Annotated in this window: 9 protein-coding genes; 7 read left to right on the forward strand and 2 right to left on the reverse strand. The window is 65.3% G+C overall.

Annotated elements, in window-relative coordinates; translation table 11 throughout:
• Positions 1-210: 210 nt before the first annotated feature.
• Positions 211-585 carry a VOC family protein gene (locus V2S04_RS12495; protein ID WP_413638743.1) on the reverse strand — a complete coding sequence of 125 codons (375 nt, stop codon included), beginning with the start codon at positions 583-585 and terminating at the stop codon, positions 211-213.
• 77 nt (positions 586-662) lie between these two features.
• Between V2S04_RS12495 and V2S04_RS12500 the strand changes: the two genes are divergently transcribed.
• Both V2S04_RS12500 and V2S04_RS12505 read left to right on the forward strand, forming a co-directional pair.
• On the forward strand, positions 663-1,100 hold the full coding sequence (locus V2S04_RS12500; RefSeq protein WP_413638744.1) for a MarR family winged helix-turn-helix transcriptional regulator: 438 nt from the start codon (positions 663-665) through the stop codon (positions 1,098-1,100).
• A 57-nt stretch (positions 1,101-1,157) separates the two neighbouring features.
• A complete protein-coding gene (locus V2S04_RS12505) occupies positions 1,158-2,402 on the forward strand; it encodes a DUF2254 domain-containing protein (RefSeq protein ID WP_413638745.1) in 1,245 nt (414 codons plus the stop codon).
• Positions 2,403-2,469: 67 nt separating this feature from the next.
• Here the strand turns inward: V2S04_RS12505 and V2S04_RS12510 are convergent, their stop codons facing one another.
• Positions 2,470-3,168, reverse strand: a complete 699-nt coding sequence (locus tag V2S04_RS12510) for a Type 1 glutamine amidotransferase-like domain-containing protein (RefSeq protein ID WP_413638746.1) — start codon at positions 3,166-3,168, stop codon at positions 2,470-2,472.
• A 984-nt stretch (positions 3,169-4,152) separates the two neighbouring features.
• Between V2S04_RS12510 and V2S04_RS12515 the strand changes: the two genes are divergently transcribed.
• The 5 genes from V2S04_RS12515 to V2S04_RS12535 form a co-directional block, all read left to right on the forward strand.
• Positions 4,153-5,808, forward strand: coding sequence for an ABC-F family ATP-binding cassette domain-containing protein (locus V2S04_RS12515; protein ID WP_413638748.1), 1,656 nt, complete (start codon positions 4,153-4,155; stop codon positions 5,806-5,808).
• Positions 5,805-7,073, forward strand: a complete 1,269-nt coding sequence (locus V2S04_RS12520) for an MFS transporter (protein WP_413638749.1) — start codon at positions 5,805-5,807, stop codon at positions 7,071-7,073. Before V2S04_RS12515 ends, V2S04_RS12520 begins: the two co-directional genes overlap by 4 nt.
• Before the next feature lie 186 nt (positions 7,074-7,259).
• Positions 7,260-8,162, forward strand: a complete 903-nt coding sequence (locus V2S04_RS12525; protein WP_413638750.1) for a tyrosine-type recombinase/integrase — start codon at positions 7,260-7,262, stop codon at positions 8,160-8,162.
• 800 nt (positions 8,163-8,962) lie between these two features.
• Positions 8,963-12,814 (forward strand): hypothetical protein, encoded by a 3,852-nt coding sequence (locus V2S04_RS12530; RefSeq protein WP_413638751.1) that lies wholly within the window; start codon positions 8,963-8,965, stop codon positions 12,812-12,814.
• On the forward strand, positions 12,811-16,638 hold a 3,828-nt coding region (locus V2S04_RS12535; protein WP_413638753.1), incomplete at its 3' end, for a hypothetical protein. The genes V2S04_RS12530 and V2S04_RS12535, both read left to right, overlap by 4 nt.

Below are 16,638 nucleotides of genomic sequence, written 5' to 3' on the forward strand. Positions count from 1 at the left end.
CGGTCGCAGAAGCAGTGGAAATGCGCCGGCGGCGAGCGCACCATTGCCTCATGAGCGCACTCAACCCGGAGCGGGTCTTCAGCGGAGAAGGGAATCGCACGGATGGGCCCGGACGGCGCGTCGGGCCCGGAGATCGCATGGTTCAAGGATCCCGCCGGCAACGTGTTCTCGGTGCTGGTGACGACCTGACGGGTGGTCGCCTCACCGTACTCAGCCGCCGGCGTGAACGGTGACGACATAGCCGTCGGGATCACGAAAGGAGAACTGCAGGCCGAACGGCCCCTCGATCGGCTCCTGCACGACCTCGACTCCCGCATCGACCAGTCGTGCGTGCACGCCCGCCGCGTCGGCACTGTGGAACCAGACGCCGATGCCTGCGCCGAGCTGGGGGATCGCATCGAGATCCACACCCGGGAACGGGTCGCGGACAGCGAACGCGACATCTCCTGCGGAGAACACGGTCGCGGCGGGGTTCGAGCCCGGGAGCGGGGTGAGTCCGACGAGGTCCTGGTAGAACTTCGCGGAGGTCGCTCGATCTCGTACCTGGAACGAGACGAAATCGGGTCCGGCGGTGGTGGCTTCCATGAGTGAGCTCCTGTTCTGCTCGATGCTTGAGTGTCAATATGCTGACACTTTGAGCAGTCGTGTGTCAAACTGTTGACATGGATGCATCTGACCGAAGCCCGGAGGCACTGGGCGTGCTGATCAAGGAGACGCAGTCGCTGTTGAATCAGCGGATGGATGACCGGCTTCGCCCGCTCTCGCTGAGCGTGCCGCAGTACGCGTGCTTGACCGCACTGCAGACCACTCCGGGCATCACCGGTTCCGAGCTCGCCCGACGGGCGTTCGTCTCCCGGCAGTCGATGAACGTGCTTCTGCAGGGTCTGGAGAAGCGCGGGCTGGTGACGCGTTCGACCGATCCGGGACCCCGGCGAGAGCGGAGCGTGGTTCTGAACGCCGCCGCGGAGCCGCTTCTCGCCCGCGCGCATGAGGAAGTCTCCTCGGTTGTTCAGGCCATGACCGCGCAGGTCGCGCCTGTGGAACGCGCTCGTCTTCATGAGCTTCTGACTCGCTGTAGAGACGCTCTGCTGGTCAGCTGACGACACCGCGGTGCGGCGCGGTCACAACGGTGCGTCCGACCGTGTTGAATGAGGCGCATGACGAGCACCTCTGGCGGGAGTCTTCTGGTTCACCTGCAGCGCGCGCTGCGCACCGTCTGGGCCAGGGCGATCGGGTTCACCGTCGTCGCAGTCCTGTTCGCGTTGGCGGCCGGAGTCGTCGGCGCCTGGATCCCGTTCGAAGTGACGGTGCAGCTCGGCCAGAACTCGGTCGACTCGATTCTGCAGATCATCGCGACCGCCATGCTCACCGCGACGACCTTCTCCATCACCGCGATGGTGACGGCGTACTCGTCGGCGACGACGATCGCCACACCCCGGTCAACCAAGCTGCTCATCGCCGATCCGACCTCGCAGACGGCGCTCTCGACGTTCACTGGCGCGTTCGTGTTCGCTCTCGTCGGCATCATCGCCCTGTCCACGGGGTACTACACCGAACAGGGTCGCACCATCCTGTTCTTCGGCACGCTGGTGGTCATCGGCGTCATCGTGATCACCCTGTTGCGCTGGATCGGTCACCTCGCCCGATTCGGGCGGATGGCCGACGTCATCGATCGGGTGGAGGATGCTGCGACCTCCGCGCTGACCACGCACATGCGCCGCCCGACGCTCGGCGCCCGCGAGCTCACTCGCATGCCTGCAGCCGGTTTCCCCGTCGCCGTCACCGACGCTCGTTACGTGCTCGCGATCGACGTCGCACGACTCGACGCTCTCGCGCAGGAGCACGACTGCGAAATCTACGTCGCAGCGACACCCGGCACGATCGCCGACGCGCTGCATCCGCTGGCCCATGTGAGCGTGCCACCCACGCAGTCGCTGCGCGAACAGCTTCCGGCCGCGTTCACTCTCGGACGCCACCGCGACTACGACCAGGACCCTCGCCTGGGCGTCATCGCCCTCGCCGAGATCGGCAGCCGCGCTCTGTCACCGGGAACCAACGACCCCGGCACCGCGATCGAGGTGACTGCCGCCCTGCAGCGAGTCTTCAGCAGGGCGTTCACGACCGACACTGATGAGGCCTCGCAGATCGACCACGATCGCGTCTGGATGCCACGCGCGCGGGCGCGCGACCTCCTCACCGACGCCTTCCGGCCTCTCGCCCGAGACGGCGCCGGGTTCGTCGAAGTCCTCATCCGTCTTCAGAAGTGCCTCGCCGCGCTCGCCGAGACGTCGCCCGAGCATCGGGCGCTCCTGCGTGAGCTGAGCGGGGAGGTGAACGCACGAGCTCGCGAGGCTCTGCCGCGACGCGAGCGGGCCGCAGTGCGTGACGCCGCCATGGGATAACGCCGCCTCTCACGGCGTCGTCCGCATCCCGCGCGCGACCGGGCCCGGTGGCTCGGTCGATCTGAGGTCACCGGGCCGCGACGAGTGAACCATCGACGCCGTATCGCCGCCACCGGCCAGACGAGATGACGGTCGGCTCCTGTGCCGGATCGCGAATGAGGAGCGCGGTGTCATCGTCGACGAACCAGACCTCCTGGTTCGAGCGGTCAGCGCCTCGCGCGAACCGCTCCTCTGCATCGTCGGGCATCCAGTCCGCGCCCAGGTGCCCGGCGAAGAACCAGTCGAACAGCGCAACGGCAGGCGCGACCGTCTTGAGCCCGAACAGCTCGAGTTCCTCTTGATCATCGAAGTCGGCGGGCCAGCGACGCAGTCGGCGGGCGAAGATCATCGACCCGGCGCTCCACCCGATGTACACCTTCTCGTGCAGCAGCTCCGCGAGCACCGGCGCCAACCCCGTCGCCTGCCAGGCGTGTGCCGCCCACAGATTGCTGCCGCCGTACCCGATGATCGCATCCGCCGAGCGCAGGCGCGATTCGACGAGGGCAGGCGGACCGGCGAAGAGCGATGCCACATCGAACTCGGCCCACCCCAGCGAGCGCAGGCTCGCGAGGTGCTCGACGAGCGTGGAGCTGTCACCCGGGAAGCCGAGGATGGCGTCGATCACGACGATGACGCGAGACTCGGCCAGCGGCTTGTCGAGCAGATCGACGAGCGCTGCGCGGATGACGTCGTTGGTTATGCCGTTCGACGTGAGGAGCATCCGCATCGGGCCATAGTAGAGCAGCGTGTGGTACCGCTTCACCAGCGCGAGCAGGCGTGACGAGAGGGCCGGATCCTGGCGGATCCGGCCCTCTTCGCTACGTTTACATTTACGTCGGGCTGACAGGATTTGAACCTGCGACCCCTTGACCCCCAGGCGTCCAGACGGCTTCGGCCGGACCGGATTCCGCGTGATTCCGGGCGTCAGATCATGCGGAGCACGTCACGAGATGCATGGTTTGCACGGTTCTGGTCCCCTTCTGGTCCCCTTCTGGTCCCCCTCATCAATCACGAAGATCCTGAACGAGGTTGCTGCGCGGTGCGAACCGCAGACCGAGCGCCGGGATCAGCGGTGCTGCCTGAGAGCACTTGCCACAGGTCCCTCAGGTCAGAACCGACGAGGTCTGACCCGCGTGGAACGTGCCGACCCCAATCAGCGTCAGACAGTTGCGAAAGGAACTCACGCGCCTCTGACGGACGAAGGGATCCTGGTTCGTGGCCCTGTGCGAACTCCGCCCCGAGCGAGTTAGCTGCCGTTCTCGGAACTGAACGCATCCGCATCACCACGCCTGCCTCGGTGTTGACCCCGTGATAGAGCATCGCACCGAGCAGGTTGATGCTTCGCAGGTCGCTCTCGCTGACGTTCTCAAAATCGATACCGCTTGTGGAGGCGTCGGTGTTCGGAGCCCGGTGACCGAACTGTCGGGCGAAGGCGGTACTGAGGACGAACGCGTTGGAGGAGTCGACTTGATGGGCGACCGTCGCGCCGGTGTCGCGGAGGAGGTCGGCAGCGAGGCAGACAGCCGGCGGTGTCATGCGGTAGAATCGAGTCCATGCATTTGTACTTCCTGTGACGGTTGAGCAGGCCTACCGCGCTCGTTGAGAAATCCGAGACTGCGGCGGCCGCTCGTTCTGACCCTTCTGGGTCGCCGTCATTTGCGTACCTATCTGCCTGTCCGTGGCTGGTGGTGCGTCGTCTCGAAGGACTTCAATGCTTACCCCGACGAACCGTCATCCGGCGCGCCATCGCGCGCAACTCATCACTTCCGACGTGTCTTTGATGCGCGGAGCCACACCCGTCCTCCATCATGTCGACCTCACCCTCACTTCCTCATCGCGTGTCGCGATCGTGGGAGAGAACGGGCGAGGGAAATCGACCCTCCTGCAGGTACTCGCTGGCGTCCTGGTCCCGGACAGCGGAACAGTCCAGCGCATTGGCACGATCGCTGTGGCCGAGCAAGAGATGACCGCCGCTGACAGTCGAACTGTTGGGCAAGCGGTCGCAGAGGCGATCGCCGAACCACTGGCCGCGTTGGCGGCGCTCGACGCGGCCGCTCTCGCTCTCGCGGACAACACGGACCGGGCGGAGGAGCAGTACACGGCCGCGTTGGAACATGCCGAAGCGCTCGATGCGTGGGATGCCGAACGGCGCGTGCAGATCGCGCTCGAAGCACTCGACGCGGAGACGGACTCGACCAGGCTTCTCGCAGACCTCTCGGTGGGACAGCGTTATCGGGTACGGCTGGCGTGCCTCCTGGGCGCCGATCACGACTTCCTCCTGCTTGATGAGCCCACCAACCACCTCGACCGAAGCGGGCTCGAGTTCCTGACCGCGCAGCTCCGAGCGCGGAGCGGGGGTGTTGTCGTCGTCAGCCACGATCGCGCGCTGCTGTCCGACATCGCGGAGACCATCGTCGACCTGGACCCGACGCCGGACGATCGGCCGCGCGTGTACGGGAACGGCTATGCCGGCTACCGGGAGGGACGTCTGGCCGAGCGGGAACGCTGGGAACAGGACTATGACCGCCAGCAGGCCGAGCATGCTCGGCTACAGGACAGTCTCAGCGCCGCGCAGAACCGACTCGTCTCGGGGTGGAGACCAGAGAAGGGCACCAACAAGCATGGGCGCGCCACCCGGGCCGGCGGGCTTGTGCAGAACGTGCACCGACGCCAGGAAGCACTCGAAGCCCACGCCGTCACCGTGCCGGAACCGCCTCAGCTCTTCCGGTTCCCCGAACTCCCCACAAGAACCGGCGCGGTTCTCCTCAGCGTCGATCACGTCAGCGTCGCCGGGCGGCTGAGCCAGCCAGTGTCGTTCTCACTCTCCCACCGCGGCCGTCTCGTTGTGACCGGCCCGAACGGTGCTGGCAAGTCCACACTGCTGAGCGTGGTCGGTAGTGAGCTATCGCCGGACACCGGAGCGGTTCGGATGCCTCGGAGCACGCGCCTCGGCTTTCTCCATCAGGAGACGGCCCTGCCGCCCGATCGGAGAGCGAGCGAGGTGTACGCCACGCACGTCGGCGCGCTCGTGTCCGAAGGTACCTTGCAGGAATCGGATGCGATCGGCCTCTCCCAGCTTGGTCTCCTGCGCCCGCGCGAGGCGGGCAAACGAGTGGGCGAGCTCTCGATGGGGCAACAGCGCCGGCTCGATCTGGCACTCGTGCTCGCGATGCGCCCGCACGTGCTGCTCCTGGACGAACCCACCAACCACCTTTCAATCGCGCTCGTTGACGAACTCACCGACGCGCTCGGAGCGACCGCGGCGGCGGTCGTCCTGTCAACACACGACCGGCAGCTGCTCCGTGACGTTGACGAATGGCCGAGCCTCGAACTGACTTCGATGGTCGAAGGCGAGGCGCTGGTATGAGCGAGAAGAACCTCAACCGGATACGTGCCCTGCGGCCACTGGCTTCGCGGGATTATCGGCTCCTGTTCGCCGCAGTCGGCATCGAGGTCTTCGGCACCGGGATGTGGACCATCGTGATGGTCTTCCAAGTCCTCGCGCTCGATGACAGCCCGCTCGCGCTCTCAGCGGTCGCAACAGGGATGAGCTTGGGCCTGTTCGCCTTCTCGATCCTGGGTGGCGTTGTCGCCGATCGGTTCTCCAAACGACGCATCATCATCACCGTGCAGGGATGCACCGCGGCTGTGATGACCGTGGTGGCAGTCCTGTCCCTCACCGAGACGATCGAACTGTGGCACGTCGGCGCCGCCTCCTTCGCGATGGGCGCAGGAAGCGCGTTCTTCTACCCCGCCTACAGCGCGTATCTGCCCCAGGTGCTTCCGTCTGAGCAGCTCCTCGCCGCGAACGGGCTCGAAGGCGCTCTCCGACCCTCGATGGGGCAAGGCCTCGGTCCCGCCCTCGGCGGAATCGTCGTCGGCACGTTCTTTCCCGCCATCGGGGCCATGATCGTCGCAGCGTCGTACGCGATCGCGTTCATCCTCACTCTGTTCCTCAGTCGGCGCGACGAACTGACCACGGTCACTTCTCCGGAGCAGCGCACGAGTGTGTGGGGCGACCTTCGAGCAGGCGTCAACTATGTGGCTCGCACTCGCTGGTTGCTCTGGACTCTGATCTTCGGCTCCTCTCTCGCCCTCATCATCCAGGGACCGATCGAAGTGCTGCTGCCGTTCATCACCCGCGACAGGTTCGAGGACGCCGAATCGACGTTCGGTTTCCTCCTTGCCGCATTCGGCATCGGCGGGGCGATCGGCTCACTCGTTGTGTCATCGCTGAAACTCCCGCGCCGCTACCTCACATTCATGATCGCTTGCTGGGGCGGCGGAACCCTCCCCCTTGCGGTCATCGGCGTCGCCGACAACCTGATTCTGATGCTCTCAGCACTGTTCATCGTCGGCGCGGCGACCGGAGCCGGTGTCGTCATCTGGGGAACCCTGCTGCAACGTCTGGTGCCGCTCGACATGATCGGCCGAGTCGCGAGCCTCGACTTCTTCGTCTCGATCGCCTTCATGCCGGTCTCGATCGCCATCGCAGGCCCGCTCTCACTGCTCGTGCCCATCCCCGTGATCTTCGTCATTGCAGGCATCGCGCCACCCGGCCTTGCGCTGATCGCTCTGCTGGCGGGGCGGATGCGCGAAAGCGAGATGGAACGCTCACTGGACGAACGCTGAGACGTGACTGTCCGGGTCAAGAACATGTTGGGATTCGAGGCAGACGAACAAGGCCTGCGCTCACGCATCACGGCCTTGACCCGGACCGAGCATCGTCCGATCGGTCCGGTGGCGTATGACTGCATCAAGGTTGTCATCGTCCGCTCTGGGTCCGCGGCTCCTCGACCAAGGGCATGGAATGTGTCCATGACGCTGCTGGAGTTCGTCACCTCCATCGGCGACCGGTGGGCGCGTGGCCTGGACCCGACCTCCACCGGCGAGACCTACGGGTACGAGCTGAAGCTGCGGGTGCTGCCCGCGCTCGGGCATTTGCCGGTCACCCAGATCACCGCCGGCATCATCGACCGCACCATCGATGAGTGGGAACAGCGCCACGGTGCCTCGACCATCAAGAACACCATCGCCCCGCTCGTCCGGGTGCTCGATGAAGCCGTGCGGGACGGGCTGATCCAGATCAACCCCGCGAAGAACCGCACCAAGCGGAGCCTGAACCGCAACGCCTTCCGCGGCCAGTCCCACAACGACTTCGTCATGCTCGCCGCGCTGCTCGCGGCCCGATCCTCAGAGGTCTCCGGGTTGCAGGTCGGGGACGTCGACTTCGACAAGAACCTCGTGGTGATCCGCCGGCAGGTGTTCCCCGGCAAAGGCGGACTGGTCACGAAGCCGACCAAGAGCCGCAAAGAACACCGCGTGCCGAGCCTCGAACCGCTCCGGCCCGTGCTGGAACGCCACACCGGCGGCAAGGAGCCCGAGGACTCGCTGCTGGTCGGTCCGAAGGGCGGCTACCTCACCACCGCGACCGTCCGCGACGCCACGAACTGGGACGGCGTCGTGGCGAAGCTCGGGCTGCCTGACCTCACCCGGCACGGCCTGCGCCACACCGGGGCGACCTGGATGGCCGACGCCGGCATCCCGCTGCACGTCCTCCAAGACATCCTCGGGCACGCCTCGATGGAGACCACCCGCGGCTACCTGCACCCCGACGACCGCCACCTCGCCTCCGCCGCTGAGCAGGCCAACGACTTCCTCTCCGCCGCCGGACAACGCAAGGACACCCGGCGCAGTGGCCCCGCGACCAGGGGCCTGTGATGCGCTCCCACCCCCGCGGGAGTGCTCCCGGAAGCGTTCTGGTCCCCTTTTGGTCCCCCTTTTGGTCCCCGTATCCACAGGAAGCAGGTCCAGGGCGGTCCGTTCGTCCACAGTCGACCACCAACGAGAGCGCCGGGGGACCAGAGGGGGACCACGGAAAACGACCCCCGGACGTGAAGAAGCCCAGGCGAGAAACCTATTCTCACCTGGGCTTTTACGTCGGGCTGACAGGATTTGAACCTGCGACCCCTGACCCCCAGGCGTCCAGATGGCTCCCGAGAGAGCGATTTCCGCGTGATTCCGGACGCTAGATCATGCAGAGCGCGGCACGACATGCATGGTTCCCATGATTCTGGTCCCCTTCTGGTCCCCCTCGCAGGGGACGCAGCGGGGCTCTCTTGAGGCGCCTCCTACGCCGCCTGCTCCTTACGACCGCATCGCGCGGCGAGCGGCGACTTGACCCAGTCAAGGGGTGGGCGCTCCCCCGCGCTTCGCCGGGCCAGCAGACGCCTGCCATGTCGGTCACCCTCGCTATCGTCGTTCTATGGGTCGAGCGCAACCCGCGCTCGACCGACTGGAGTACACACCTTCGCGAGGGAATCACCATGGGTTCGTCTGGCAGGGGCCGAAAGAGGCCACGTAGACGAGGCCCGACCGCGTCACGAGGTGCCAACACTCCGACGCCGCCACACCCTGCGGACAGCGACGCGCGCGAAGAGCTGTGGGGGAAGCTGAGGCACGGCTCGCGCAACGTCGCGGGTGTCACTTGGCAACTTGCTGTCTCGGTGCACGTGCTTGTGATGTCTCGTGCAGGCGTTCTGCCGTTCACCACGCTAGTTCCCGAAGGCTTCGAAGACCTCGACTGTCGCACCGCTGCAGGCGACGAGACCTTAGTGCAGGTGAAGGAGGTCAGCGCTGGAGCGGGACAGCTAGAGACTTCAAGAATCCGCGACGCGATCTTGCACGCTATGCATGCGACTGCTGGCCCGATCGTTATCGTCACCGATGGCAACGTCGGCTCGGGCCTGCAATTCACCGGCTGGGACGAAGCACTTGCCGCGCATCCTGAGCGGTGCACCGCCTTGGTCGACGCTCTCGTCGCCCAAGGCCTGACCCGAACAGACGCAACCATTGCACTGGGACGTGTCCACCTCGTGTCGTTGCCGTGGAACCTACGTGAACAGACCGAAGCGCTACTCAGCGATCAACAAGGTGTTCATCCATCCGTTGCGTCATTCACTGTCGGCGCACTGTACGAAGCGTTCGGGATGGCCAGTGCAGACCAACGTCATCTAGGCCTCGATCAGGCTCGAACCCTAACCCTCGGCGACGTTGACACCGCGTTGCACGCGGTCCAGTCAGCTGTCGACGTGACCGGCTTGGACGCTGCGGTATCCGCCGGCGTGTGCCGCCCCGCAGACTACTCGACCACAAGGATGACGTCCGCCAGTCGGTTCTATCTGGGTGTGGACGGGGCGCCTATCCACATCGCACAGGGCCTGGATGTTATTAGGGCTGGCGAGATGGATCAGATCACGCAGGCGGCCCAAGAAGGCGAGTACACCGTCATTGTCGGACCATCCGGTTCGGGCAAGTCGGTGCTCCTCTGGCGCGCAAGCCGTGACGTGATCCTGGGTGCTCGCGTCGTTCGTGTCGCCCGCGTGACTACTGATGATGACGCCCGACTGCTGCTCCGACATGTCGAGCTGCTTCGCGCTACTGCCACCTCTCCGGTTGTCGTCGCAGCGGACAACCTCGGCCGACCATCCACCAACGCGTGGCCGAATGCTATTGCCTCCCTGCGCGAGATTCCCCATGTCTTCGTCATCGGAGCGGCACGCGAAGAAGACTTCAGCCCTCGTCTACTGAACGGCAGTACACGTGTCATCCGACCCGTGCTCGAACGCCTCACCGCTGAGCTGATTGCCGAGCGTATCGAGCGCGCGGGCCTTACGACGAAGATGGCCACCGTAGAAGCTCTTGCGCACAGCAACGGCCTGCTCATGGAATTTCTCTCCTTGCTGCGCGAAGGCAAGCACCTGGAACAGGTCCTCGCCTCACAAGCCGCCGAACTGGCGGCTCCTGGACGAGAGATTCAGCGAGAGGCCGCTCGCCTTGTTCTCGCAGCTCACGCAGTTGGCCTGTCGTTGACTGCCCGAATGCTCGGAGATGCACTTGCGGCCGTCGCTGGGAGCAATAGCGCGGTCGGCGACGCCTTGGCGACACTGAAAAACGAACATGTCATTCTCGACCACGGCGACGTCTGGACAGGCCTCCACGAACTTCGTTCGCAGACACTGACCACTCTGCTTCACGACGCCCCACCCCCCACGCTCGGCGACACCCTGAGCGTCATAGCTCAGTTGCTCCCCGCGAACGAAGCGGGCTGGTTGCTACGTCGATCCGCCGAACGCTTTCCAGAGACCGTCGTCGCTGTTGCCGACGCGGTTGCGGGTCATCTCCACGCGCCGGATACCACCACCTCGGGGGTGGCCGAACTCCTCGAAGGAGCCGAGCGCGCGGACAACGTCGCCTACGCCAAGACCTGTCTCCCGATCATCCGACGCCTTGCGCCTTCTGGGGTCTCGCCGACTCTGATAGCTCCATTCGTCTACGGAATTCGCAACCAGGACACGACCCTCGACCCGATCGGCTCGCCAGCGTTCGATCGTGCGGCTACGCAGATGACCCGGATCGCGCGAGCGTTGCCGCCGCGTACTTCGCCAATACTGGAAGCCATCACCACGCACCTCAATTCTGCCCTCGTCGTGCGCCTGCTTACTGCGGGAACTCTTGTCGAGGCCGTGCGTCTCTTGGAGGCCCTGGCCGGAACCGTGCCGCTCGACGCATCGGAGGCTGCTGCGGTATTCCGGGAATTTGACGAGCCGACAAACGCCACGCAAGCCGACTCCTGGGCACGTCTGATCGATGCGCTGAGCCCCTTCGTCTCCGCCGAGAACCGAGAAGCTACGCTCGGAACGGTGGGGCACCGAGCCCTGGTGATCGCGCGATCCGAACCTTCGGCCGTCGCATTGACGATGCAGACGGAGGTGGATCCGTCCGTGACGGTCATGCACGGTCTTGATGTTCAGGAGCAATCGCCCGGCATGCCCTGGGACGCCCCATCGGCAAACAGCAGCGATGCCCTCAACGACTTCGTCGTCACGCTGGCGCGGCAGTTGGCGTTCGCGTGCCCAGAGGCAAGTCATGTCGAGGTCATCACCATCACGCCATCAGGACAACGCTACAAAGCCGGTGGGTTTGAGCCGGGCTTCAAGCACATGGCACGTGAGGTCTTCAAGGAGCGTGCTGGAGTCCGACGTAATGTCGGCTTCCAGGGAGCCATCCGGATGTTATCAGCGGCACCGACATGGACAGCCCTGCTCCTCGAACAGGCACAGATTGCCCAGCAACTCGTCGATCTTGCAGGCGAGGGCGCCTTCCGGCTACGGGCCAACGATCCGCCTCACCAGGCGCAAGCTTGGGCAGAGCGTGTGCGAGCTGCAAGCGAGCGAGCAGGCGAACTAGCCCCCACACCGAAGGACGGATCGAAGGAACGATCCGTTTCCCACGCCAGCGAGGATGATGCGCAACGGCAGAATGACCCGGTGTCGCAAGCGCTCGGGGCCGCCGCGCAGGCGCTGAGCAACCTCAGAGCGAAGGATAATCGTGTCGCGGTGGCGATGTCGCTTCGAGATGCGGCTGCCAAGGTCGAACACGCGCGATCGCTGACACCGACCTACTTCGGCCTCGATCAACCAGTCCCCGATGCACTCGGCACTGAACTTGAGCGGCTGGCGCGGGCGGCGATCAGCGCTGCGAACGACCCCGATGCCTGGCGCTCAGTCCGATTCGGCGACCATGCGACAGTCGATGCGATCACGGCGGCCTCGGCAATCACAGCCCAACAGCAACAACATGCGGTGTTGTCCGTGATCGAAGCCGCCGTTCCCGGCGCCGTCCTACAGTCGGTGCCGGACCCCGCACCCTTCCCCAGCAGCATCGATCAGACCGGATGGTTGGTGACAGCGGGGCTGCAGGACTGGGACGAAACAGTTAACGCCTTAGCAAACATTGACGCAGAGGCCCGTCACGCTCTCGACTGCAACGTGTGGGCGCTCGCGGTCGATGGCGTCCGCCCGCTTCCGCTAGCCGTGATCATGGCGCACTACGGTGAGCAACCCGTTCTCCCACTGGCGGGCGAATCTCTCGAACAGCACCTCACGGCAGCCGGACTCCCGTTGGCACAGACGGTAGATGCCGCGACCGCGAAGGTCCACGAGCTGGCCGCTCGGGTAGCCCGCGCCTCATGGGCGTTAGCCCTGCATCGAAGACGGCCGACCGAATGGCCGTCCACGGTACCGGCGCCAGAGATCGACGAGCTGGACATAATAGGGATCGCTGCCCAGAGCGCAGTCGCACAACTTCCAGGTTCCGTGGGCCCGGTCCTGGGGGCCGCCCTAAACACGTTGGTCGCACAAGTCAAATTGGAACTGCAAGAGGCTACCGGCCTGACACTCGCCGGGGAACTACTCGAGGTAGTCGATCGGGGACCCACCCCCGCAGCCATCGACGCGGGTCTCTGGCAAGCCCTGACCGACCTTTCCCTCACCCCCGCCGTTGATCTCCAGGCCAGCGAGGGGTCCGCATGAACATTCCGGATATCGACTTCGCGCGCGTGCGCTCGCTTGGCGCGGGAGGCCAGCGCGACGGATACGAGCAACTCATCTGCGAGCTGGTCGCGCAAGAGCCCCCGCACGCCGACGCGAAGTTCGTGTCCCTTCACGGAGCCGGAGGCGATGGAGGCGTCGAGTGCTACTGGACCCTTCCCGGCGGCGCCGAGCACGGCTGGCAAGCGAAGTATTGGACCAACCACGCCGCCGTCGATAAGTCGCAGCTCGACGCATCCGTCAAAGCAGCCCTCACCAACCACCCGGATCTCACCAGGTACATCATCGCCATCCCCGCCGACCCGACCGGCCCCACGGGCGGCAAGGGGAAATCGCTACTAGAGAAGATCAACGACCCTGGTGGTTGGCTCGAGGGTTGGCAGACGATGGCGGCCGACCGCGGCATGACCGTTACCTTCGAGTTCGAATGGGCGACGAACATTGCCACACGCCTAACCCGCTTGGACGCCTCCGGCGCCCAGCGGCGGTACTGGTTCGACGCCGACGTTCTCTCCCAACAGTGGTGGATCGACCGACTGCAGGACGCAACCGAGGCTGCTAGACCTCGGTACACCCCAGAGTTGAACGTGGACGTCCCTGCCGCTCGAAGCATCGCCGCGCTCTGCTCGGACGATGAGTGGTGGCAGGTCGTCCTCGGCCAGGTCGACGAGCTCACGGAAGCGACACGACGCCTGCAGCACGCCGGAAGCGATGCAACGGCGGCCGATCTGGATTCTGCCCGTAGCACCGCCACGACCGTCATCGAGGCACTCAAGACCTGGGAGGGCGCCCGGACGGACGCTGAGTTCCAGCGCCTCGGCCAAGCGCTGAAGGCCGCCGCCACTGCGGTCAGGGAGCAGGAGGCCCTCGAGGTCGACCAGATGAACGCGACGCACGAGAACTGGGACACCGCGGGATGGCGCCAGTACCAGAGCGAATACATGGTCCAGTTCCCGGCCGAAGCCGTCGATGCTCTCCGCGACTTGGGCGACAAACTCGAAACCGCGACCGAGCTCCTCATCAGCCCCCTCGGGACGCTCGCCAGCGCTCAAGCTGCGTTGATGACCGGACCCGCCGGTATCGGCAAGACCTACCTTGCCCTGGATGCCGCCGCCCGGCGCCTTCAGCGAGGGCGGCCCAGCATCGTGATGCACGGTCGCTGGTTCAATGACCACGACCCGCTCACCCACCTTCGCGACGTTCTCCAGATGCCGGCCGACCTGACCACCGAGGAGACCATCGCACTGCTGGACCAAAGCGCACGCGCCGCAGGAGCACCCACCTTGCTCGTCATCGACGCGCTCAACGACACCCGCCCGCGGTCGGTGTGGCGGGACAATCTCGATCGCCTCATCTCCATCGTCACCCGGCACTCGCACGTTCGGCTGCTGCTGACCGCACGCACCCACTACGTCAATCAGGTCCTCCCGCCGGGCGTGTCTATTCCTCGGTTCGAGCACACGGGGTTTGAGGGTGTCGAGTTCGAGGCGGTCAGCGAGTATGCCGCGTTCTACGGTCTCGAACCTCCGACGTCACCGCCGATCCACGGCGAGTTCGATAACCCGCTCTACCTCCGGTTGGTCTGCGAAGCGCTGCAATCCGATGGCCGCCTCTCGCTCGACCAGGCCAACATGGGGCTGGGTGAGCTCACCAAAATGGTCCTCGACCACGCGAACGAGGCCGTCAGTAATCGCGTCGACGCATCGGTGTCCGACCAGATCGTTCACCGCGCGATGCACGCTTTGGCCGACGCTATCGCAGACCAGGGCGGAGCCCCGCTCACCCGCCTCGCCGCGCAGGCCGTGCTGAACCCGATCTGGTCCGACAACAGTGCGGAGAAGTCGTTGCTCGATGGACTCATCGCACAGGGTCTTGTCGAAGAAGACGTTATCCCGGACAGCAGCCCTTACGGCACCGACATCATCACCATCACCTTCGAGCGCATCAGCCACCACCTGATCGTCTCCGATGCGCTCGCTCATATGAATGACGCAGATGGCGTCCGCGCCCAGTTGTCCGGTCGCCTCGGGGAGCTCATCGGACTCGACGCGACCATCGACGTCGGACTCCTCGAAGCGACCTCGGTCGTCGTCGCCGAACGCTTCGGGATCGAACTGACTGCCTTCACCGCCGAGATCACCGACACCGTCGCGCGCGACGCTGCCGTCATCGCCGGCACGGCATGGCGATCTGTGTCCTCCATCACCCCCGACACGGGCAGCATCATCACCAACGCTTTACATCGCCGTGACACCTTCGACGCAGGCCTCACGATGCTGTTCAGGCTCGCAGCTCGCCCCGGCCACCCGCTCAACGCCGACTTTCTCCATGAGTTCTTCAGTGAACTCACCATGTCCACCCGAGATCAGTTCCTCGCCGAGTGGCTGCACACCAGTCACGGCACCAGCGGAGCGGTCGACCGCCTGATCCGCTGGGGAGGCGAGAAGCCGCTCGACCAAGTCGGCACGGAGACCACCCGACTGTGGGTCACCGCACTGCTATGGACGACTAGCGCCACTGATCGCCGCGTTCGCGAGCCAGCCACGATCGCCGCAGCCCGCCTGCTTGCGCATCACCCTCACCAGACCGCCACCCTGCTCGAACGATTCTGCACCGTCGACGACGAGTGGATCGTCGAACGCGCGCTTCAGGTCTCCTACTCGGCGCTGCTGGCTAGCGGTAGCGACGCGGACTGGGGCGCTGCCGCCGAGGTCGTCTCGGCCGCCTTCTTCGCGCCCTCCGCAGACCTCACCCCCAACGCCGCCGTTCGCGACGCCGCCCGCTGCATTCTCGAAGCGGCACTCGATCGCGAAGCGCTCCCCGTAGAGGTGACGCCCGAACATTTCCGCCCCCCTTACACCAGCACCTGGCCACTGACCTGGCCCACGGAAGAGGACATCGCCACCTACGACAATCGCGACTACCCGAAGCTCGTGCACTCCACCACGACAGACGACTTCTTCACCTATCAGCTCACGCCCGAGTTGCGTGACCGGCCAGGTGTCGACGTCGCCGCCGGCGCGCGATGGGCGGTCGCAGAGGTCATTCGGCTCGGATACCGACCCCGGCTGCATTCAAACTTCGACGGCTACGTCTTGGGAAAGTACGGGCCTGGACGTGGGAAGCCAAAGTGGATCGAACGGATCGGCAAGAAGTACCAATGGATCGCACTCAACCGGCTCATCGGGCATCTGTCCGACCACGCACCCAAGACCAGGAGCTCCTGGGAAGCCCCGCCGCCGACTGTGCCCGGACCCGAATCCTCCATCGTCCGGCAGGTCGACCCCACAGTAACCGAGTTCGAACCCGCGAGCGATGCGCCCCGTCCCTGGGTTCCGGCCTACAACTGGGAGGCGAAGATCGGAAGACCTGACGCCCATTGGGTGGCCGATGACTCAGACCTGCCCACTATCGACGTCACCTCCGCCGAACGAGACGGACGCCCCTTCATCGTCGTGTCGGGCTCATACAGTTGGGATCTCACCGGCGACAGCATGAAGCGCACCCACCACGTCTGGACCAACCTCTACACCCACCTGGTGAGCACCGACGATCTTTCCGTTGCCCTTGGCGAACTCGAGGGACGGGACTTGATCAACGGCCTGGGGATGTCCCGGCTCCCCATGAGCTATAACGGGTACGTCGGCGAGTACCCGTTCGGGCACCACCACGGTGCAACTCTGAGTGTCGTGGAGCACGAGTGGACGGACCCGCTCAGCGTTCCGACACGCCCAGCGGTGTGGGAGCTGCTCGGCGAAAACGAGTACGCGCCAGGCAACCTCGAAACGATCTCGTTCGACGCCCCC

Origin of the sequence: Microbacterium sp. OR21 (assembly GCF_047306785.1) — a bacterium.
Classification (GTDB): domain Bacteria; phylum Actinomycetota; class Actinomycetes; order Actinomycetales; family Microbacteriaceae; genus Microbacterium; species Microbacterium esteraromaticum_E.

What these genes read in the sequence shown, in the direction of transcription:
- V2S04_RS12495 (WP_413638743.1), bottom strand. Translation starts at nt 585, where the DNA reads ATGGAAGCCACCACCGCCGGACCCGATTTCGTCTCGTTCCAGGTACGA.
- V2S04_RS12500 (WP_413638744.1), top strand. Translation starts at nt 663, where the DNA reads ATGGATGCATCTGACCGAAGCCCGGAGGCACTGGGCGTGCTGATCAAG.
- V2S04_RS12505 (WP_413638745.1), top strand. Translation starts at nt 1,158, where the DNA reads ATGACGAGCACCTCTGGCGGGAGTCTTCTGGTTCACCTGCAGCGCGCG.
- V2S04_RS12510 (WP_413638746.1), bottom strand. Translation starts at nt 3,168, where the DNA reads ATGCGGATGCTCCTCACGTCGAACGGCATAACCAACGACGTCATCCGC.
- V2S04_RS12515 (WP_413638748.1), top strand. Translation starts at nt 4,153, where the DNA reads ATGCTTACCCCGACGAACCGTCATCCGGCGCGCCATCGCGCGCAACTC.
- V2S04_RS12520 (WP_413638749.1), top strand. Translation starts at nt 5,805, where the DNA reads ATGAGCGAGAAGAACCTCAACCGGATACGTGCCCTGCGGCCACTGGCT.
- V2S04_RS12525 (WP_413638750.1), top strand. Translation starts at nt 7,260, where the DNA reads ATGACGCTGCTGGAGTTCGTCACCTCCATCGGCGACCGGTGGGCGCGT.
- V2S04_RS12530 (WP_413638751.1), top strand. Translation starts at nt 8,963, where the DNA reads ATGTCTCGTGCAGGCGTTCTGCCGTTCACCACGCTAGTTCCCGAAGGC.